General features: G+C 36.4%; 20 protein-coding genes. 12 read left to right on the forward strand and 8 right to left on the reverse strand.

What is annotated here, in order from left to right; genetic code table 11:
* Positions 1–3: 3 nt before the first annotated feature.
* The 3 genes from HME9304_RS04035 to HME9304_RS04045 all read left to right on the forward strand — a co-directional run bounded on the left by HME9304_RS04035 (position 4) and on the right by HME9304_RS04045 (position 3,139).
* Positions 4–1,971 carry an OmpA family protein gene (locus HME9304_RS04035; protein WP_112377362.1) on the forward strand — a complete coding sequence of 656 codons (1,968 nt, stop codon included), beginning with the start codon at positions 4–6 and terminating at the stop codon, positions 1,969–1,971.
* Positions 1,972–2,040: 69 nt separating this feature from the next.
* The gene (locus HME9304_RS04040; RefSeq protein WP_112377363.1) at positions 2,041–2,352 is read left to right on the forward strand and encodes a cupin domain-containing protein; all 312 of its coding nucleotides are present in this window, start codon (positions 2,041–2,043) and stop codon (positions 2,350–2,352) included.
* 1 nt (position 2,353) lies between these two features.
* On the forward strand, positions 2,354–3,139 hold the full coding sequence (locus HME9304_RS04045; RefSeq protein WP_112377364.1) for an SDR family oxidoreductase: 786 nt from the start codon (positions 2,354–2,356) through the stop codon (positions 3,137–3,139).
* Positions 3,140–3,168: 29 nt separating this feature from the next.
* Here HME9304_RS04045 and HME9304_RS04050 read toward each other — a convergent pair whose 3' ends face one another.
* The 7 genes from HME9304_RS04050 to HME9304_RS04085 all read right to left on the reverse strand — a co-directional run bounded on the left by HME9304_RS04050 (position 3,169) and on the right by HME9304_RS04085 (position 11,968).
* Entirely contained in the window at positions 3,169–4,182 is a 1,014-nt protein-coding gene (locus tag HME9304_RS04050) for a hypothetical protein (RefSeq protein WP_112377365.1), read from the reverse strand.
* Between the two features lie 40 nt (positions 4,183–4,222).
* On the reverse strand, positions 4,223–4,948 hold the full coding sequence (locus tag HME9304_RS04055; RefSeq protein WP_112377366.1) for a LytR/AlgR family response regulator transcription factor: 726 nt from the start codon (positions 4,946–4,948) through the stop codon (positions 4,223–4,225).
* Positions 4,945–6,003, reverse strand: a complete 1,059-nt coding sequence (locus tag HME9304_RS04060) for a sensor histidine kinase (protein ID WP_112377367.1) — start codon at positions 6,001–6,003, stop codon at positions 4,945–4,947. The genes HME9304_RS04055 and HME9304_RS04060 overlap by 4 nt, the downstream gene beginning before the upstream one ends.
* Positions 6,004–6,619: 616 nt before the next feature.
* Positions 6,620–8,878, reverse strand: coding sequence for a S9 family peptidase (locus HME9304_RS04070; protein WP_417935254.1), 2,259 nt, complete (start codon positions 8,876–8,878; stop codon positions 6,620–6,622).
* A 208-nt stretch (positions 8,879–9,086) separates the two neighbouring features.
* Positions 9,087–9,629 (reverse strand): DUF4136 domain-containing protein, encoded by a 543-nt coding sequence (locus HME9304_RS04075; RefSeq protein ID WP_164674757.1) that lies wholly within the window; start codon positions 9,627–9,629, stop codon positions 9,087–9,089.
* A gap of 195 nt (positions 9,630–9,824) precedes the next feature.
* Complete coding sequence (gene obgE / locus HME9304_RS04080; RefSeq protein WP_112377369.1) at positions 9,825–10,826, reverse strand: GTPase ObgE; 1,002 nt, start codon at positions 10,824–10,826, stop codon at positions 9,825–9,827.
* Between the two features lie 35 nt (positions 10,827–10,861).
* The gene (locus HME9304_RS04085) at positions 10,862–11,968 is read right to left on the reverse strand and encodes an adenylate kinase (RefSeq protein ID WP_112377370.1); all 1,107 of its coding nucleotides are present in this window, start codon (positions 11,966–11,968) and stop codon (positions 10,862–10,864) included.
* 117 nt (positions 11,969–12,085) lie between these two features.
* Between HME9304_RS04085 and HME9304_RS04090 the strand changes: the two genes are divergently transcribed.
* The 9 genes from HME9304_RS04090 (at position 12,086) to HME9304_RS04130 (ending at position 20,224) form a co-directional block, all read left to right on the forward strand.
* Positions 12,086–13,240 (forward strand): 5-(carboxyamino)imidazole ribonucleotide synthase, encoded by a 1,155-nt coding sequence (locus HME9304_RS04090; RefSeq protein WP_112377371.1) that lies wholly within the window; start codon positions 12,086–12,088, stop codon positions 13,238–13,240.
* Positions 13,241–13,249: 9 nt separating this feature from the next.
* Entirely contained in the window at positions 13,250–14,644 is a 1,395-nt protein-coding gene (locus HME9304_RS04095) for a hypothetical protein (protein WP_112377372.1), read from the forward strand.
* 1 nt (position 14,645) lies between these two features.
* The gene (gene purE / locus HME9304_RS04100) at positions 14,646–15,137 is read left to right on the forward strand and encodes a 5-(carboxyamino)imidazole ribonucleotide mutase (RefSeq protein ID WP_112377373.1); all 492 of its coding nucleotides are present in this window, start codon (positions 14,646–14,648) and stop codon (positions 15,135–15,137) included.
* 142 nt (positions 15,138–15,279) lie between these two features.
* Positions 15,280–17,310, forward strand: coding sequence for a M3 family metallopeptidase (locus HME9304_RS04105; protein ID WP_112377374.1), 2,031 nt, complete (start codon positions 15,280–15,282; stop codon positions 17,308–17,310).
* Between the two features lie 55 nt (positions 17,311–17,365).
* The gene (locus HME9304_RS04110) at positions 17,366–17,869 is read left to right on the forward strand and encodes a GbsR/MarR family transcriptional regulator (protein ID WP_112377375.1); all 504 of its coding nucleotides are present in this window, start codon (positions 17,366–17,368) and stop codon (positions 17,867–17,869) included.
* Between the two features lie 51 nt (positions 17,870–17,920).
* Entirely contained in the window at positions 17,921–18,361 is a 441-nt protein-coding gene (locus tag HME9304_RS04115; RefSeq protein ID WP_112377376.1) for a hypothetical protein, read from the forward strand.
* Between the two features lie 10 nt (positions 18,362–18,371).
* Complete coding sequence (locus tag HME9304_RS04120; protein WP_112377377.1) at positions 18,372–19,259, forward strand: SAM-dependent methyltransferase; 888 nt, start codon at positions 18,372–18,374, stop codon at positions 19,257–19,259.
* Positions 19,260–19,436: 177 nt separating this feature from the next.
* The gene (locus tag HME9304_RS04125) at positions 19,437–19,991 is read left to right on the forward strand and encodes a sigma-70 family RNA polymerase sigma factor (protein ID WP_112377378.1); all 555 of its coding nucleotides are present in this window, start codon (positions 19,437–19,439) and stop codon (positions 19,989–19,991) included.
* Positions 19,992–19,993: 2 nt separating this feature from the next.
* Positions 19,994–20,224 carry a hypothetical protein gene (locus tag HME9304_RS04130; protein ID WP_112377379.1) on the forward strand — a complete coding sequence of 77 codons (231 nt, stop codon included), beginning with the start codon at positions 19,994–19,996 and terminating at the stop codon, positions 20,222–20,224.
* Here HME9304_RS04130 and HME9304_RS04135 read toward each other — a convergent pair.
* Positions 20,221–21,045, reverse strand: coding sequence for a UbiA prenyltransferase family protein (locus HME9304_RS04135; protein WP_112377380.1), 825 nt, complete (start codon positions 21,043–21,045; stop codon positions 20,221–20,223). The two genes, HME9304_RS04130 and HME9304_RS04135, sit on opposite strands and share 4 nt — an antisense overlap.
* Positions 21,046–21,126 lie beyond the last annotated feature (81 nt).

Raw genomic sequence — 21,126 nt, forward strand, 5'->3', positions numbered from 1 at the left:
AATATGATAAGAACACTTCTATTCGTCATTTTCTGTTCAGTATTACAGTCGATATCGGCTCAACAAGAGTTGCATAGGGCCAATACCTATTTTGAAAGGGCCTTTTATGCTGACGCGATTCCACTATATGAAAAAATAGTGGTTAATGACCGAAGCAAAAAAGTGCTAAAAAATTTGGCAGATTCTTATTATAGCGTTTATAACCTAGGCTCGGCAGCCCGATGGTACAAGATTCTATTTTCCAAGTATGGCGAGAATCTGGATGAATCCTATCATCTCAAGTACAGCCAATCCCTGAAGGCACTGGGCAAATATGATGAAGCCGAAAAAATCTTGGAGGATTTCTATACCCGATCAAACGATATCGCCTCACAAAATAAGCTATTTCAAGGATCAAAATATTTAGAGAACGTGAGTGCCATTGGAAACCGGTTTGATATTGAAAACTTGGCCTTGAACACTCCCGCATCTGAATTTTCTGCCATGAAAATAGATTCCAGCTTAATATACACCGCATCAAAAAGAAACAAGAATAAAAAGATATATAGGTGGAACAACCAAGGTTATCTTGACATCTATTCACATCCTATTGACAAAATACACAAACCCGAAATTGAAAGTCAAAGTTTTTCTGAAAACATCAACACCAAAATGCACGAAGGTACCTTTGCAATGACCAAGGACCGAAAAACAATCTATTTTACGCGCAACAACTTTTTAAACGGTAAAAAACGTACTGATGACGATAAAATAAACAATTTGAAAATATATAGGGCGGAACGGTCCGGTACGGCATGGACCAACATTACTGAACTGCCCTTTAATAGCAAAGAATTCTCTACGGAACACCCTGCTTTGAACAATGAAGAGACAGCACTTTATTTTTCTTCCAATCGGCCAGGTGGCTACGGCTCATTTGATCTTTACAAGGTTTCAATCCTTCCAAACGGTCATTTTGGAAATCCAGAAAACCTCGGAGACGATATTAACACAACTCAAAGAGAGCAATTTCCATATTTGGATGTGAAGAACAACCTGTACTTTGCTTCTGACGGGCATCCAAGTTTTGGTCTACTGGATATTTTCAAATCTGTTTATAGTTCTGGAAATCATGGTAAACCCGATAATTTGGGATTGCCCATAAACAGCGGTTATGATGATTTTTCAATTTCGTTTCACTCTAAAAAAGATGGTTTTTTTGCATCAAACAGGCCATCTGGAAAAGGCAGTGACGATATTTATTCCTTTTATGAGACTAAGCCGCTAATCATAAAAGATTGTCAACAGTTTATCGCTGGAACTCTTACCGATAAAACAACTAAGAAACCCATTTCAAACGGCACGGTAAAGCTATTGGACAGCCATGGAAATGTATTGAGGGAAATACTGACGGGCAAAGAGGCAAAATATAATTTTAAAATCTCTTGCTCCTCCAATTTTAAGGTCCATGGAAGCCGTTTGGGTTATAAAGACAGTTCAAAAAGCATAGCAAGTACCAAGGAACGAAAAAAGACTTTCGATGGGTCATTGCAATTATTGCCTTTGAATGCTCCTGATAATGGTAGAGATATCACTGGTGATGAAAGTGTTCTTATAAAAGAAAAGGATAGAACTTTAATCAAGACCGAGAAAATATATTTTGATTACAATTTATGGTATTTGAGAAAAGAAGCTAGAAATCGTATGGACGTTGTTGTCCAGATAATGGAACGTAATCCTAGCATGGTGATAGAAATTGGTACGCATACCGACATCCGAGGAAACGAAAACTATAACCAAGGACTTTCCCAGAAACGTGCCGATTCGGCAAAAAAATTCTTAATAAGCAAAGGAATAGACCAAGATAGAGTGATAGCGAAAGGATATGGAGAATCAAGACCACTTATTGAATGTACAATAGAAAATGATTGCAGCGAAGAAGATCATGAACGGAACAGACGTTGCGAATTTGTTATCGTTAAATGGAAATGATTTTTTAAAAAACTCCGTTTACAGTATTTCATTCATTTCTTATTGCTATTTTTCGGTAAATAAGAAATTATGAATCTATCTACCATAAAATCTAAGGAGATTATGCCAGGGTATCATGGAAGAATGGTACATGGCGAATCCATGACCTGGGCCTTTTGGGATGTTGAAAAGAATGCAGAAGTACCAGAACATTATCATGTGCACGAGCAAATTATGCATGTTCTGGAAGGTAGTTTTGAATTTACGCTTGGAGGAAACACTGCAATTTATCAATCCGGTGATGTGGTCATAGTGCCATCCAACGTACCCCATAGCGGAAAAGCACTGACGCCCTGTAAATTGATGGATGTATTTAGTCCTGTAAGGGAGGAATACAAATAATATGGAAATCTCATTATTAGGAAAAAATGCGCTCGTAGGTGGCAGCAGCAAAGGTATTGGAGAGGCCATTGCGAGACAACTGGCCGCAAGTGGTGCCAATGTAACCTTAATGTCTAGGAATGAAACCAAAATGAAGAGACTCATTACTGAGTTTGACTCTGAGCAAGGACAAAAGCATAACTACTTGGTTGTCGATTTTTCAAGTTTTGAAGCTTTTAAACAAAGAATTTCCAAGTTTTTCCAAGAAAATACTATCGATATATTGGTAAACAACACGCAAGGCCCCGAAGCAGGAGGAGCTCTGGAAAAGAATGTTGAAGATTACCAGCAAGCGTTTGATCTATTGTTCAAATCTGTTGTTTTCACTACGGAACTTGCCTTAAAAAACATGATAAAAAACCAATGGGGAAGAATTATCAATGTGGCCTCGATATCCGTTAAGGAACCCTTAAGTTACTTAGCGCTCTCAAATTCGATAAGGGCAGCAGTGGTCACTTGGGCAAAAAGTCTTTCCATCGATGTTGCAAAAAACGGAATTACGATAAACAATGTACTCACAGGTTATTTTGATACTGACCGTATTACACAACTCAACGCAAAAAAAGCCAAAAAACTAGGAGTTTTAGAATCAGAGGTTCGTTCTAATATGGAAAATCAAGTTCCAGCACAACGTATCGGAAATCCTCATGAATACGGTTTTTTAGTGGCATTCTTAGCTTCGGAAAAGTCCGCTTACATTACCGGGACCAATATTCCAATTGATGGTGGTTTATTGAAGTCGCTTTAATGGGGTTACCCTTTTTTAGTTTTTACGGATTATTTTGTTAGGGCAATCTCAATAGCATTCTTAAAATTCATAGGGTCATCTACGAATAGAACTAGATTCTTGTAGGACTTTTTAATTCCATAAAGTCCAATTAGAATGTTTTCATTTTTTAATCGGATTACCGTATTATGGGACTCTAAATCTCCTAAGAAGGATAATTTCCTTGTTTCATGATTCAATTTAATTTCCTTCGATGACAATTCAATAGCGTCAATATCGCTCAAATCGATAATGGATTCGTTCATAATTCCATATCTTAGGTAGAGCTTATCGCCCTCAATGGATATAGGCCTAAAGAGCATGGATTTTAAGAACCCAAAGACTTGAATTCCTGAATAAATACTCAAAAAAGTTAAAATCCAGGCGGCAATAACGCTCCATTTGGAAATGATAACATGAAACACAACGGTTTCTATAGCCACAATGAAAATTATTGAAGCTAGCAAGGTTATTGTTCCCGAATTTTTATGATAAGAAAATTCATTTTCTCTTAAATTTCTTTTTTTCCAATACAAAAAGCCATAATAGACAACCGAGATTTCCATAACAACGGGCATCGTTACGGCTTTAGGCAGAATTTCAGCGGATACTTTTTTAAGGGTAAAAAAGAAATCAAAAGAATTTCTTTTTTCAGTATTGAACCGTTTTATTGCTCCATATAGTTTATAAAGCACAAAAGTTAAAATGAACAATTCGATTACCGGAAGAAACCAGACTTTAAAAAGTCCCAAATAAAATTGATTTTCTTGGGGGAGAACGATTGAACAAATAATTGTTGCAAGAATCAAAAAAGGGATAACCGTAGTATTTGGAATATTTGTTTTTCTGATCGATAAAAAATATGCAAATGGTGCAGTCAATAATATATCAAAGGTGATACCTAATGCCAATATATCTGGACTGTTTTGAAACCATACAGATTTTGTTAGCATGACCATGCTACCAATAATAAGTGCTGGCAATGCAACTATCATTGAGAATTTAAAAATTTCTGCTCTATACATTTTTTTCTGCCACGACTTAAATTACATTGAAAAAGTCATCCTACAGACTCATTTTGTCTTTAAATATATAGGACTGCCTTCTTGACACTTCAATTTCTTCTCCGTTTTTCATTTGCAATTTCAACTTACCATTAAACCATGGTACCACATTATTTATAAAATTGGTATTTACGATTTGTTGTCTATTTGCCTTAAAAAAAGACTGTTCAGGGAGTTTTTCTTCTACTTGATTCAATGATCTATAGAGTAAAGGTTTTTTATCCTCAAAAAATACCCTGGTATAATTCCCTACGATTTCAAAATGTGAAATATCCCTAATCCTGACAAGCCAACATGACTCTCCGTCCTTAATAAAAATCTGACTATTATATGAAAGTTGTTCTGTCTTTATTATACCATCTTTATTACCTGCCAGTTTTGCTTTTACTTTATCCAGAGCCATGGCAAAACGCTTTTCGTTTATGGGTTTCAATAAATAATCTAGGGCATTGTATTCAAAAGATTTTATAGCGTACTCGTCAAATGCGGTAGTAAATACAGTTATGGGCACGTCATCCAGCATCTCAAGAAGTTCAAAACCATCTTTTTCCGGCATATTGATGTCCAAAAACAACAAATCCGGTCGTTCTTTTTGTATGAGTTCATAACCTAAATCAACATTTTCAGCCTCACCCAACAATTCTATTCCATCATGTTTTTTTATCAGTTCCTTTAGCTCATTGCGAGCTAACCTGGAATCCTCAACTATTACGGCCCTTATATTCATACCAAAGGAATTTTGATGTTCGCTACAACTTCGCCATCAACCTCATTAATTTGAAATGAAGCCCTTTCAGCGTATAACAATTTTAATCTCTGTCTTATATTTTTCAATCCCAGTTGTGTACTATTCTTATTTATTTGAAGCTTTCCACTATTCCTGACTTCGATTATAAGTTGCTGCCCTTCTTGCTTCAAACTCAAAACTATTCTACCTCCATTTTTTAGATTTGAGATTCCGTGCTTAACGGCATTTTCAATCAATAATTGAACAATCATAGGCGGTATCTGCAAGGACAGTGTTTCCTTACCGATGTCCTTGTTGAATTCCAATCTATCTTCGAACTGTATTTTTGATAGATCGATATAGTTGTCCACCATATCCAATTCTTCTTCAACTGAAATTGCATTTGTATTGTTTTTGGTCAGGGAGTAGCGTAGAATCTCTGAGAGTTTTGTGAGCATTTCCCTAGATTTCTCAATATCTTCCAACATTAATCCCCTTATATTGTTTAAACTATTGAACATGAAATGGGGATTTATCTGTCCTTTTAACGTATTGAGTTGAGCTTGTTTTAAGTTTGCATTCAACTCCAAACGCTCAATCCTATCCCTATTCAGTTTAAGTAATAGTTTTATGACCAAATAGCAGACTACCCAAGCAAAAATCATGAAAAGCGAACTAATAATGAGCAGCCATACTTTATTATAGGCTTTTAAAATTTTTAGTTCTTCTTCAGAAACCGAAGTTCCGAAAGTATGGTACAAATAGCCGAGTCCTACGTTTAATAGTCCATATAATAAAGAGGCGATTAGGCCAGCAATTATGATTTTGATTATGTCCGAGACACCAAAATCTTCAAAAGAAATATTGCGCTTTAAATAGTATCTCAATAGTGAAGTTGATGAGATACCAATAAAAATTCCACCCACAAAGTTGTACATCATAAATTCTGAACTACTGTTTTTCAATGTGAAAAAAGACAACGAGTTCAAGAAACCCCATCCTAAAAACTGAAGTAGCCAAAAAATAGAATTGCTATTTCTTTTGTTTATTTCCATAAATCAAATCAAAAAAGGTCAAAATATAGCTCTTTGGGAAATTGAGATTTAATGCAAGGTATGGAATAGAATTTTTCCTAAACCAAATCCCAAGCCAAATAGAATGATAGCCATGATTTCTATTATTTTTTTATTCTTATCCATTTTATCATCTTTTAAAAATCCTCTTTAGGAATCGGTATTCACATTTATTGTCAGTATTCAGAAAAGCGATCCATATAAAAGAAGTTCCTATATAAAGAGGTATAAAATAACTTTTATATTCCCAGCCTAGCCATTTTCCATAAATACCAATACATATTCCCACTATTCCCGAAATCAATATTGCCTTTTGAGTTACATTCAATTTTTTCATGGTCGCTATTTTAGATTTTAAAACGTAGAATTTTATACAAGAACCGTTACAAGTAATGAGATGATTAATTTGGCTAATGCTATCATGATTATTGTTTTACTGATTACACTTCAAAAATAAAGTCTATACACTGCTATTTGTAATAGATTATGACCAATGGTAAAATTGAAACCGCGAACGGCAAAGCTACTTTTTGAACAAAATGCAAAAACAAAAAGGAGCCATGTGGCTCCTTTTTGTTCGTTAATCAAAAGTTTGAAACTAGTCTTTTAAAGGCGTAGGAATTTCTTTGTCCCCTAAATGCTTGGCATAAAAGCCCATCATTGTCTTGTAGAGTTCTATCCTGTTTTCTTCTTTGCCAAAACCGTGGCCTTCATCATACTTGACCATGTAGGGAACATCGAACCCTTTAGCTCTAAGTGCACTGACAATCTGGTCAGATTCATCAATGTTTACCCTTGGGTCATTAGCACCTTGAACCACGAATAAAGGCTTCTTGATTTTGTCGATTTGATACACTGGTGATACTTCCTCCATTATTTTCTTTTCTTCGGCAATATCCTCATCATACCAAATTTCCTTAATGATTTTTAGATAAGGTTTCCAATATGGTGGAATGGTTTTCATGAATGTGAAAATGTTAGAAACACCAACATAGTCAACACCACAGGCATATAAATCCGGTGTTTTTGTCAATCCGCGCAAAACGGCATAACCACCATGACTTCCTCCGTATATTGCTGCCTTATCGGCATCTACCCAACCTTGGTCAACCACGTATGCCAATCCATCTTCCACATCGTCCATGGCCTTTCTTCCAATCTGCTTAAATCCAGATTCCAAAAACTTCTTTCCGTAACCCCCTGAAATCCTAAAATTAACTTGGAGTGTGGCATATCCCCTGCTAGCAAACAATTGGGCTTCAGGGTTGAAGCCCCATGAATCGCGGATACCTTGTGGACCTCCATGTGGGTTAACTATTACCGGAACTTTTTGTCCGGACAATGCTGCTTTGGGCAAAGTAATATAACCATGTAAGGTAATGCCGTCCCTACTCTTGAAAGTGATAGGGCGCATTTCTGACATATCTTCTTCCTTGAGCTGTGGCATTAGGTTGTACAAGAATTTAAACTCATCGTCTTTTACATTGTAAGAATGGTATTCTCCATATAGTTTATCACTTTGTATGAAAATCAAAATGTTATTTTCATCATCAGTTGCATCGGCAATGGTGTATTGTTTGTTCGGGAATTTATCAGTAATTTTTTTATGTAGTTTTTTGTAAGATTCACTTATGGGTACAATCTCTGTTTTTTCACCCTCGTACATAAAATAATCCAATTCGTATCCTCGCTTTTTGGATATGTGCATATCCTGTACATCATATTGATCGTTGGAAAAAACCTTTTTAAGAATCTTTCCCTCTTTTAAATCATAAAGAACAACCTCGGCCTTGTCATTATCCAGGTTGGATATTACATAAGCATCATCAGGATTTTCAGTGGCATAGTTGAAATCCAGAATACCGAAAGAATCTTTCCAGTTAAGGCTTTTTACAATCTTATATCCTCCATTTCCATCTTCATAATACAGGTCCTGTTCAACACCGTCCCTCATTTTAGTATAAGCTTTTAGATTGCCATCTTTATCAAAATCATAGCCCGCTATTGGATTTGCAGGGTCATCGTTATTAAATAGTTGTTCTAGCTCACCGGTAACCACATTTACCTTATAGGGTTCAAAAACCTGAGGGTTGTTTTTGTTCATAGAGACGATGATATGGTCTTTATCCTCCTTAAGAAGTTCAGTAAACTGAGCTTGAATCCCTTCAAACGGAGTCAAATCCTTTAAATCAGATCCATCCAAATCCACTGCATATACATGGTAGTTTTCATCGCCGCCCTTATCCATAATATAGGCCAAACGCTCGTTATTTAGCCAAGCGTACCCCCTAACCAATTCTTCTTTTTCCTCAATGGCCTTTTTTACATCTCCTGTTGAAATGTTCTTGACCATTACATGCCTTTTTCCGTTTTCATCTTTTTCACGATAGGACATATATGTACCATCGGGAGAAAAACGGAAGGTCGAGGCTTTGGGCCTTGCAAAATAATCTTCTACCGTATACCTGTAATCACCTTTATCCAATGCTGCCAAAGCTTTTAATTCCTCATCCGAACTTACCAATGAGGGGTTTCCAGGAACAGTTTTCTCCTTTTTTTCCAAATTCAAGGGAAACTCCATTCCTCCTTGGTAAAATGTACCTTTCATCATAGCACCTTCGGGCGTACCCACGTATTTAATTCCTGCTTGCTTAAAGACAATGGTTAGTTGGTTGTCCGCAAATAAAGTTTCGTCCATAGGAATACCTGTTGCACCTTGCGATGGGCTATCCATGGTAGCTTTTAATGTTCCCGCTTCCTGGTTTATATCAAAAATAAGAGGCATTTCGTTGCCTTGTACAGTTAGTGTACCTTGCCAAGAACCTGCAATGTCCTGTGCAAATGTGGTCATCCCCATACATAGAAAGAGGATACTACCGATAATTTTAAAATTAGATAGTGTTTTCATTGTGCTTAAATAAATTAATAGTAGTTTAAAATAAGTTTCTAATATGACTGTTTTATAACATTAGCGTTACATGTTTATGGAAGTAAATATACTTTTAGAAAAGAAAATAAGTAAAATAGATTATGACAAGCGGTAAATTAACTAAGGTCAACGGATTTTAATTATTTTCAGGAGGAAATTTTGAAAAAACTTTTTTAACGACCGCCCTCAATTTTTCTTGTCGTACGCTGGGCGAGGCATTTTCCCGAAATCCACTTTCACTGGAGGCTTGCCAGATAAGTGCATCTTTTTCCGCATCGACAAAATCAAACTGTATCATTCTTTGAATTCCCGAATTTCCAATAGGGATTCCAAAGGAAACTCCACCTCCTACATTTCTTCCACCTCCCCCAACACCAACGCCAACGTTATTATTGGGATTGTTCCTAAATTGATTACTGAGAATGTTGATATAGAGATCTGGTTCTTCTGCCAGAAGATATCCTTTTGATTGTAAAGTGGAGTCTAAAATCCTAAATAATCTTTTTTCATCCAACCCACTCAATCCAGAATTGATATCGGAAAAATAATTATAGCTGGTATAGTTTGAAAAGTTTGTGGATTTGTCATAGTCATAATTAACCCGAACACTACTGCAGGCCAAAAAAATTGAGCAAAACAATAAAATTAAAAAAGGCTTTATACATTCAAGAGTCTTCATAAAATCAATATCAACAATTTCTTATTATCAATCATCACACTGAATTTATTTCAGGGTAACATCAAAATTTTCGGCTTACTACTATATGAGATGCTGAAACGAGTTCAGCATAACTTGAGAGCAGCCATTACAAAAACATAGAACTGTTTGATATAAATTTAATCAAAATTAGTTTCGAATGAACTATGAACGCGCTTATTCGTTCAACAATTTCCAAAGGTCATCCTTAAGTTCTTGAATACCTTGCTGTGCCACTGAAGATATAAATCTATAGCCAACACTCTTGAAATCCCTATCAAGTTCAACACTCATTTCTTCCATTAGCTCTTCATCCAACATGTCACTTTTAGAAATTGCAACCAATCTTTCCTTATGCAAAAGCTCGGGGTTGTAACGCCTCAACTCATCAAGCAGGATTTTATATTCTTTAAAAATATCATTGCTGTCTGCAGGAATCAAAAAAAGTAAGGTCGCGTTACGCTCAATGTGTCTTAAAAAGTAGTGGCCCAATCCTTTTCCTTCAGCAGCACCTTCAATAATCCCGGGAATATCGGCCATAACAAAGCTTCTAAAATCACGGTATTCCACAATTCCCAGATTAGGTTTTAAGGTCGTGAATTCATAATCAGCGATTTTTGGCTTGGCAGAGGTCATCACGGATAGCAGGGTCGATTTACCGGCATTGGGAAAACCTACAAGTCCTACGTCTGCCAGCACCTTTAATTCTAAAGTAACCTGAGCCTCTTCACCGGGGATTCCTGGCTGGGCATACCGTGGAGTCTGATTGGTAGCACTTTTAAAATGCCAATTACCTCGACCTCCCATTCCACCTTTGGCCACAATTTTTTCTTCTCCGTCCTCGGTAATTTCAAAAAGAATCTTATTTGTTTCGCTGTCTCTGACCACAGTGCCCAATGGTACATCCATATAAACATCTTGACCATCTGCTCCAGTACTACGATTTTTACTGCCATGCTCTCCATGGCCTGCTTTAAAGTGTTTTTTGAATTTGAAGGTGACCAATGTCCAAAGATTGCTGTTACCTCGAACGATCACATGTCCGCCACGGCCTCCGTCACCACCATCTGGCCCACCTTTGGTGATATACTTTTCACGATGCAAGTGTACGGATCCTTTACCTCCATTACCAGAAGCTACATTTACTTTAACATAATCGACAAAATTACCTTCGGTCATGGTTCTTTTTAAAAAATGGTCTAAACGAAATGAATTTATAGGGTGTCGACAACCGCACCCAAACGCTCGGAAATTTCAGAAATCTCACCTATTCCATTTACCGAATGGAACTTGCCTTGTTTTTCGTAGTAAGCTTTTAAAGGGGCTGTTTTTTGATTGTACTCATCAAATCGATTTCGTATTTTACCTTCATCCTGATCATCGGTACGTCCGCTAAGCTTTCCACGTTCCAACAGACGGGCAACTAAAATATTATCATCTGCTTCTAAGGCAATAGTGGCGTTGATTTCCATATCCTTAGAACCTAAAAAGTTATCCAATGCTTCCGCCTGGGCCGTTGTTCTTGGAAAACCATCAAAAATAAAACCTGCGGCATCAGGATTTTTCTCCACTTCTTCTTTCAGCATATCAATGGTTACCTCATCTGGCACCAAATCACCTCTGTCCATAAACGACTTGGCCAATTTGCCTAGTTCAGTGCCGTTTTTTATGTTATATCTAAAAACATCTCCTGTTGATATATGTTTTAGATTGTATTTTTCCTTTAAAACATCAGCTTGGGTTCCTTTTCCTGCACCAGGCTTTCCAAAAAGCACTAGGTTGATCATAGTTGTTTGATTTAGTTGGTATACTTCTCTTAAATTTCTGCCCAATTCTTTATAGTCCAATCCATATCCCACGATAAACGTATCAGGAATTTCCATGCCCACATAGTCAATGGTGTACTCGCCATTATAAATATCCGACTTGTAAAACAATGAAGCAATCTTGAATTCTTTTGCGTTGGTTTGGGAAAACAGATGCACCAATTTTTTTAAGGTTCTGCCAGTATCGATAACATCTTCGAGAATGATTACGCTACGTCCTTCAATATCTTCGGGTACATCCAATAAAGTCTCTACAATTCCTGTGGAAGTCAATCCTTGATAAGAACTCAATCGCACAAAGGAAACTTGACAAGGATGTTGATATGCCTTTAGAAAATCGGAGACAAACATGAAAGCTCCATTGAGCACCCCAACAAAAATAGGGGTATCGTCCTTGTAATCGGCAGTGATTTCCGACGCAATCCTTTTTACGGCCGCCAGAATTTCTTCCTCTTTCAAATAGGGCTTAAAAACCTTGTCATGAAGCTTAATCAATGCCTTCTTACTTTTATTGGGTTGGCAAAGATAACACTTTAGGGGCGCTTTACCGCTTCATACTTTTATCCCTTAAAGGAATTCATGTATTTTTGTTTTCCTTGCAAAAACAGTTCAATGAATTTTTTCTCTTCCAGTTTTAAACTTGGCATTCTCGGTGGCGGGCAACTAGGTAAAATGTTACTCTATGAAACCAGAAAATGGGACATACGCACTAAGGTAATGGATGCTTCCACGGATGCCCCTTGCAGAATAGCATGCAATGAATTCATACAGGGCAACCTTTTGGATTTTGATGCGGTCTATAACTTTGGAAAAGATGTAGATGTCCTTACCATTGAAATTGAAAACGTTAATGTGGATGCCTTGGAAAAGTTGGAGCATGAAGGTGTGAAAGTATATCCTCCCACAAAAACATTGAGAACTATTCAGAATAAGGCAACACAAAAGTTGTTTTATACGGATAATGACATCCCTACCTCTCCATTTACTCGATTTGCCTACACTTCGGAAATAGAGGATAGTATATCCAATGGCGGACTTCGGTACCCCTTTGTATGGAAAAGTGCTCAGTTCGGGTACGATGGACAGGGCGTAAAGATTATAAGAAAATTGGCAGATTTAGATGAACTTCCGAATGTTGAATGTATTGCTGAGGAAATGATCAATTTTAAAAATGAACTGGCGGTTATCGTTGTGAGGAATACGGTCGGTAAGGTAAAAACCTATCCTGTAGTTGAAATGGAATTTCATCCCGAAGCCAATCAAGTGGAATATGTTATCTGTCCCGCCAGGATTGAAGAAGCCGTAGCTAAAAAAGCTACAGAGGTCGCTTTACGGGTATCTGAAAAATTAGAGCACGTCGGATTACTTGCTGTAGAATTGTTCCAAACCAAGGATGATGAAATTTTAGTGAACGAAGTTGCGCCAAGACCCCATAACAGTGGCCATTATAGTATCGAGGCCAGTTACACCAATCAGTTTGAGCAACACATTAGAGCTATATTGGGATTACCTTTGGGTAAAACGAAAAGCAAAGTGGCGGGAATAATGGTAAATCTTGTAGGAGCGGAAGGACATATGGGAGACGTTGTCTATGAAAATATAGATGCCATTTTAGAAATGGATGGAGTGACCCCGCACATATACGGAAAAAAACAAACACGACCCTTTCGGAAAATGGGACATGTTACGATTGTTGATGAGGATATGGGCAAAGCCAGAGCCATTGCACAAAAAGTGAAGGAAACGATTAAAGTTATAAGTAAATAAAACTGTTATATGCCCAAATATTTAATACTATACCTACTAATTCTATTTAATAATGCTTACGGACAAGAAATTATTTTTTCTTCTGAACTTGAGTATAATCCAAATAATATTTTCAACAGTCCTAATAGTTTTTTAAGTACTAATGTCAAAGTATCAGATTTAAAAAATTATTTGATCATTGACTATACAAGGAATAATTACAGCCACAGCTTCATAATTGATGAGAACTTTAACACTTTAAAAGTTCAATTTAAAAAAAATAGAAATGAAGAATTTAGACATTTTATAGAGAGCTTCGGAGCAAAAGAAAATCATTGGTTGGTTTATAAGGGATTTGATGATAATAAATTTCTCTTCAGTAATAGTAGTGACAAACAACAGGAGAAAATTATCAAATTTGATAAAAGCAGGTTTATCGGTGCATTCATCAATTCTAGTATATTTTATCAATTAGGTTACAATAAAAAAGAAAATGAATTGATTTTGAATATGGTAGATACTAATTTAAACATAACGACAAGAAAATTTAGCCTTGCGCTATTGTTTAAAAATTTTGACATAAAAACTAGATCTTCCATTAAAAAGATTTTTCTCAATGAGAAATTTGATGAAATCAGCTATCAACAAGTCAATACAGTCAAGGAAATTTCTCGTAAAAACAAATTTTACATTCTTGACAACAAGTTGATAGTTACATTAAATCCAAAGAAAGATGAAAATCATTTGAATTTCAGTGTATTAAAGATAGATTTAAAAGAATTTAAATACATATCGGATAATTATAAAATTGATTTACCCAAATCTGATGATAGATTTAAATCTTTTAAAAAATCTTGTTCTTATTTGCAAGACAATACGTTATTTGCCATAGTAGGATTTAAAGACAATTTTTTATTGTCGATTATTGATACCGATGCAAAAAAGAGCATTCTTAAAGAATGGTTTGTAAACGACGCTGTAAACGACAAAAAAGTATCACAAAAAAAAATAAATTCAATCCTCAAGTTAAGTAGGGTTGGGTTGAAAATTAATAAGTTGAATAGCGTGTATTATTTAACTTTAGGAGGTTACGAAGAAAGCAGTGGTCTTAGAAATAGTATAGGAGGTTCTATGGGCAGTGCTTTAAATTCAATCTATTCCTACGAAATAGCGAAATCCATAAGGCTTGTTTTAGACATAAATTTTTCTGTTAAAGACAGTGAAATGGAATACCATCCTTTTGAAAAAATTGAAGCTTTTCGAAAAAAATCTTTTTTCAATCAAAGTCGAATTCTTGGAAAAAAATTTAGTGATCCAAATAAAGACCTACCAAAAGGGGAAATCCAATTTAAATTTCAGAATAAATATTTCTATGCTTATTTTGACAAAAAGACGAATCTTTATACCATAAGAAAATTTAATTAATATGAGCAAAGTAGCCGTAATCATGGGAAGCACAAGTGACCTTCCCGTAATGCAAGATGCTGTTGAAATCTTAAAGGGTTTTGACATTGAGGTGGATGTCGATATCGTTTCAGCGCACCGTACCCCGGAAAAACTTTTTGATTTTGGAAAAAATGCCCATAAAAATGGATATTCCGTTATCATAGCTGGGGCAGGTGGTGCAGCCCATTTACCTGGCATGGTGGCTTCTTTATCGCCTTTGCCCGTAATAGGAGTCCCTGTAAGAAGCAGTAATTCCATTGATGGATGGGATTCCATACTCTCCATACTTCAAATGCCTGGTGGAGTTCCCGTTGCCACTGTAGCTCTTAACGGAGCCAAAAATGCAGGTATTCTTGCAGCCCAGATTATTGGGGCTTCGGACAAATGTGTGCTGGATAAAGTTGAAGTCTACAAACAAGGATTAAAGGAAAAAGTTATCAAGGGAGCCGAAGAGGTAAGAGGTAAGAGGTAAAAGGTCCGTTGTTCGTTGTTCGTTAAAACATATATTATAAATCAATTTTATAAAATCAAAAAGTCCAACAGCCTAAAAATCCAACAATCTATTTTAAGACTATTTTTCTCAATACTCAATTCTAAAATCTCATATCTAAGCCATGCAAAATCCCCTTCTTCAACCTTTTGACCAAGCGCCCTTTGAGCAAATAAAAAATGAGAATTTTAAACCAGCTTTCTTACGGGCTATTGAAGACGCTAAGATTCAAATTGATAAAATTGCCAAGAACCCAGATCCTCCCACTTTTGAAAACACCTTGGAAGCTCTGGATTTTTCAGGTCGTCAGTTGGATAGAATCTCCAGTGTTTTCTTCAATCTGAATTCAGCCGAAACCAATGATGAAATTCAAAAAATCGCGCAAGAAATCTCTCCACTATTATCCGAGTTCAGTAATGATATCACGTTGAATGAGGAACTTTTTAGACGAATTAAATCAGTCTACCAACAAAAAAATTCCTTGAATCTTTCCACAGAACAGCAAACCTTGTTGGAGAAAAGGTACAAAAGCTTCAGTCGCAATGGTGCGAATCTTGGTGATGATGCTAAAAAAAGGCTTCGGGAAATCGATGCCGAATTATCAAAACTGAAATTAAAGTTTGGAGAAAACGTTCTAGCAGAAACCAATAAATTCGAATTGTTCCTTACGGATGAAAAAGATTTAAATGGCCTCCCTGACGGAGCCAAAGAAGCAGCAGCTCAACTTGCAAAAACCAAAAATAAAGAAGGTTGGCTCATAACATTGGACTACCCTAGCTATATTCCTTTTATGAAATATGCCGAAAACAGGGAGCTGCGCAAGAAACTTTCACTCGCCTTCGGCAGTAAAGGATTTCACAATGACGCGCTGGATAATCAAGAGAACGTGCTGAAGATTGCCACACTCAGGTACGAGAGAGCCAACCTATTAGGGTACCAAACCCACGCACATTTTGTTCTCGAAGAACGCATGGCGGAAACACCTGAAAAAGTACATGCCTTTTTAGCAGAGCTCTTGGAGAAAGCAAAACCAGCCGCCGAAAAAGAATTTGAAGCATTAGCGAGTTTTGCAAAAGAACTTGATGGCCTCTCGCAATTGGAAAAATGGGACAGCTCCTATTATTCGGAAAAATTGAAACAAAAGCTGTTCGATTTGGACGACGAAAAATTGAAGCCCTTTTTTAAATTGGAAAATGTAATCGATGGTGTTTTTAAAGTGGCTGAAAAACTGTTTGACCTTAACTTTAAGGAAGTAACCAGTATTGAAAAATACCATGAAGAGGTGAAAACCTTTGAGGTTTATGATAGTTCAAAAAATCTGGTCTCACTATTTTATGCCGATTTTCATCCAAGACCTGGAAAACGAGGCGGAGCTTGGATGACCTCCTATAAACCACAATATACCCTAGATGGCAAAAACAGCAGACCGCATATTTCCAATGTCTGTAATTTCACCAAACCTACCGATACCAAACCATCCCTCTTAACATTTAACGAGGTTACTACACTTTTCCACGAATTTGGCCATGCATTGCACGGCATGTTGGCAAATACCACCTATCCCAGTCTTTCAGGAACATCGGTGTATTGGGATTTTGTTGAACTACCAAGTCAAGTACTCGAAAACTGGTGCTATGAAAAGGAAGCTTTGGAATTATTTGCTTTCCACTACGAAACAGGTGAAGTCATTCCCATGGATTTGGTGGAGAAAATAAAACAATCCGCTACGTTTCAAGAAGGAATGGCAACGCTCCGCCAATTGAGCTTTGGTCTTTTGGACATGGCATGGCATGGAACAGATCCTACACATATTACGAATGTAAAAAGCTACGAATCTGAAGCTTTTAAAGGAACCGACTTATTCCCCAATATCCCAGAGACCTGTATGAGCACAGCCTTTTCCCATATTTTTCAAGGAGGGTATTCCTCTGGCTACTATAGTTATAAATGGGCAGAAGTTTTGGATGCCGATGCATTTGCATTCTTTAAGGAAAATGGCATTTTCAATAAAGAAATAGCTAACAAATTCAAGGAACATATACTTTCCAAAGGTGGTACGGAAAATCCAATGATACTCTACAAACGTTTTAGAGGTGCAGAGCCTAAAATAGAACCTTTATTGGAACGAGCTGGGCTTGTGGAAAAATCAAGTTAATATTTTATACTTTCAATAATTTTTGAAAGTATAGAAATATTATTATCTTTACCATATGAAATATCAAGAAGCAAAAAATAAATTTATAAGTACCTGGGGGAGCTTGGGTACCCTCTGGGGCATAAATAAAGCCATGGCCCAGATTCAAGCCTTACTTTTTATTTCTACCAAACCGTTGACCACAGAAGAAATTATGGAGGAACTTCAAATTTCTAGGGGTAACACAAGCATGAACGTGCGTCAATTAATCGATTGGGGCATTGTGACCAAAGAGCTAAAAGCAGGAGAACGCAAAGAATTTTTTACCACCGAAAAAGATGTACAGGAATTGGCTAGGGTAATCGCCAAAGAACGTAGCAGACGAGAAATAAAACCCGTAATCAAGACTTTGGAGGAAATAAGTTCAATAACGGACGATGGCACCGAAAAAACAAAAGAGTTGATCCAACAAACAAAAGCTTTGCACGATTTAGCAAAAACTGCAGATAACCTTTTGGATAAGGCAGTGAATCATAAACAAAATTGGATGAGCAATACGTTGCTCAAACTATTGAAATAATTTTTTTAAATTTTAATTTCAATATTTTCTGAAACTTTAAAAATATATATTATGAAATATAATGTTCCAAATTGGCTTATCATTTTAAGTGGGGTCGGTCAAATTTTTACCGCACTGATCTATCCCTATATAAGACACAGTGTTTTTGATTGGTACAATGATGTAAAACAGCTGAAACCTTTAAATCAAGAAATTGCAAAAACCTATGGCAGATACATTCAAGGTCTAAACTTTTCTTTTGGCTGCATTGCCATTCTTTTGACCACCGATCTACAAAACGGAACCCGATTGGCCATGGCCCTAACTGGATTAATTGGAGCTTATTGGATAGGGAAAGTTGCTACCCAAATAGCGTATTACCCAATGTACACTATCCCGCAACAACCAATATTCAAGTTTGGCAGTTACCTAATGAATATGTTATTCACGCTTTTCGCAGTTGTCTTTGCCTGGCTATTCGTTAACAATTGCATTCAATTTTTTAATAGTTAAAATTTCAGTTATGAAAAATCTAATCCTAGAAAAACAATATTACGCTACTGAAAACAATTCAAAAACAGAAGTTGATATCATCGACTTCTATAATGAAGCAACGGAGGACTACGAATTTTGGAGCAAGGATTTTAATATGCATTTTGGGTATTTCAATCTTTTTAAAACAAATCCTTTTAAACGGGACGAAATGCTGAACGAGATGAACAAACAAGTTCTAAGTCGGCTGAATATGGATAAAAGCAAAAACCTATTAGCGGATTTAGGGTGTGGAATGGGTGGGAGTATGAGGTATGCGCTAAAAAGGAACAAAAACCTTTCCGCTATTGGCGTTACTATATCCGAATTCCAAGTCAACGAAGGCAATAAACTTTTGAAGGATTTAAATGGGGTTATTTTAAAGGAAAACTACAATCGAACTTCTTTGACCTCTAAGTGTTATGATGGTGCCATCGCCATAGAAAGTTTCTGCCACTCAGGACATACCAAATCCTCGTTTGCCGAAGCATATCGAATCTTAAAACCCAACGCTAAATTTGTAATTGCCGATGCATTTCTAAAGAAAGATGCAGAACAGCTTTGTTATGGCAGTTCCATGGCATACAACAAACTCTGTGACCATTGGAGTCTTGAAAAATTGGGAGACATCAAAAGCGTAATCAACGATTTAAAGAATGTAGGTTTTAAAAATGTAGCGGTAGAAGATGTCTCTTTTAGAGTTGCTCCCTCCGTATTTCATGTTCCCTTTGCCATAGTTGGCTTTATGTTCAAAAAACTTTGGAAAAACAGAACGTTAAAAAAGGAAAGCTTGCATAATCTCAAAGGTTCGTTCTATGCTTTACTATCCGGTTTGCATATGAAAAGTTTTGGGTATTATTTGATTACTTGTACTAAATAATATGATTAAAAGCTGTTGAAGATTTTGTGTTGCATATGAGTTCTTACCATAAAATCATAACAAAAAGCCAAATTCCAGGTTCATGAACTTTTTGTGATACTTTTTAAAGTCGTTTGTAGTGAACAAAGCAAGAAATCATTAACTAAAATCCAGTACTTTTGGTACTTCTTAAAAGATATGGCAGCAAACGAACTTAATCCGGACACTTGGATCGACCTTTATGCCGACTACCTCTTCAACTATGCGGTGGCAAGAGTTAGCGATGCGGAAATCGCAAAGGACTTGGTTCAAGAAACATTTTTTGCGGGACTCAATTCAGCAAAAAATTATAAAGGGGACGCAGCCGAACGCACATGGTTGATTGCAATTTTAAAAAGAAAAGTTATTGACCATTACCGAAAAATAAATTCTAAAAAAGGAAAAGCAGAAGTTCGTGTAAATTATAATGCCAGCACAGATTCTGAAGGAGATTGGCTAGAAGAACAGGTTGCGGACCCTTTTAGCAAGGAAGGTGACAGTGCAATGGAAAACGAGGAACTTGGTGTCGCCATTCAGGAATGCATTTCCAAATTACCGAAAAAGCAATCTTTGGTTTTTAGCATGAAGACCATTCAGGGAATGAGCACCGAAGATATTTGTAATGAATTGGGAATTAATCCGTCCAACTTGTGGGTTATGATCCATAGAGCACGTACAGCACTTATGGGCTGCCTAAATCAAAATTGGTTTTAGTTATGAAGATTTCGTGCGAGCAAGCCTCGACCATATGTAACAAATCACAATACCAAGAAGCTAGTTTTTGGGAAATACAAAAACTGAAGCTCCATATACTAATGTGCAAAACATGCGCAAAATTCTCAAGAAAAAATACTGTGTTGACTTCGCTTTGCGATAAGGCGGGCCTTAGTATACTCTCTGAAAATGATAAAGATGAAATGCGCAAAAAACTGAAAGAACATCTTTAGAACATCCTATTTAAAATCAGATTTGAGCAAAACCAAATTACCGGAATACCCTCTACCCAAAATGAAGCAAAATAGTTATGTTTCATTTTAGCCTTTGCAGTAAATATTCCCATTAAAATAACGGATACCACGAGATTGGACAAGATTTCTTTTGTGGTGAAATCGTCTTTTAAAAAACTTATTGCAAAAAAAATGATAATCAACAAAAAACCCAAGATTCTTGTTTTTTTGACACCCAGTACCTGAGGCAATGTCCTCAAACTTTTAGCATCCCATTCCATATCCCGTATCTCAAAGGGCAAAATAAGTATAAGTACAAAAATGAACCTTTGCATTGTATAAAACCAAACGTTATTGTTAAAGCCTAGTTCAGCATCCAGAACGGGCAATAAAACAGTGAACCCGGCCCATACCAAAGCCACAATATAAATTTTGAACCCGCCAAGGCTTCGCAAGTTTTTTGCATTGGGCAAAAGCGGAACAGCGTAGAGCGTGGAAATTAAAACCAAAATAGCAGTCGCCAGCCATATTTCTTGCTTTAAATGCATCAAAAAATAAAATGCCATTAAAAAACTCAAAAAACTTAAAACCTGGATATTCCTTTGGTATGTATTGGATACAATTAAATATTTCTCAGCCTCCACCCCGTATTTAACAAAATTATAGCACACAATAGTACCACAAAATATAAAACCGCTTAAGTAAAGATTTGATGAAATGTTTAACATTTGGGTAGTTACACCTGCTAAAGAAACCACGGCCAACGCTACATGAATACTAGCGTCCAAATAAAAATTAAATAGGTCCTTTAATAATTTCATTAAACAGAATTAGCGGGCTTGGAAAAAAGTTGATTTCCAGTTGCAAACTTTGAATCCACTGTTTTCAAAATTGCTTATTTT

Source organism: Flagellimonas maritima (assembly GCF_003269425.1).
Lineage (GTDB): Bacteria > Bacteroidota > Bacteroidia > Flavobacteriales > Flavobacteriaceae > Flagellimonas > Flagellimonas maritima.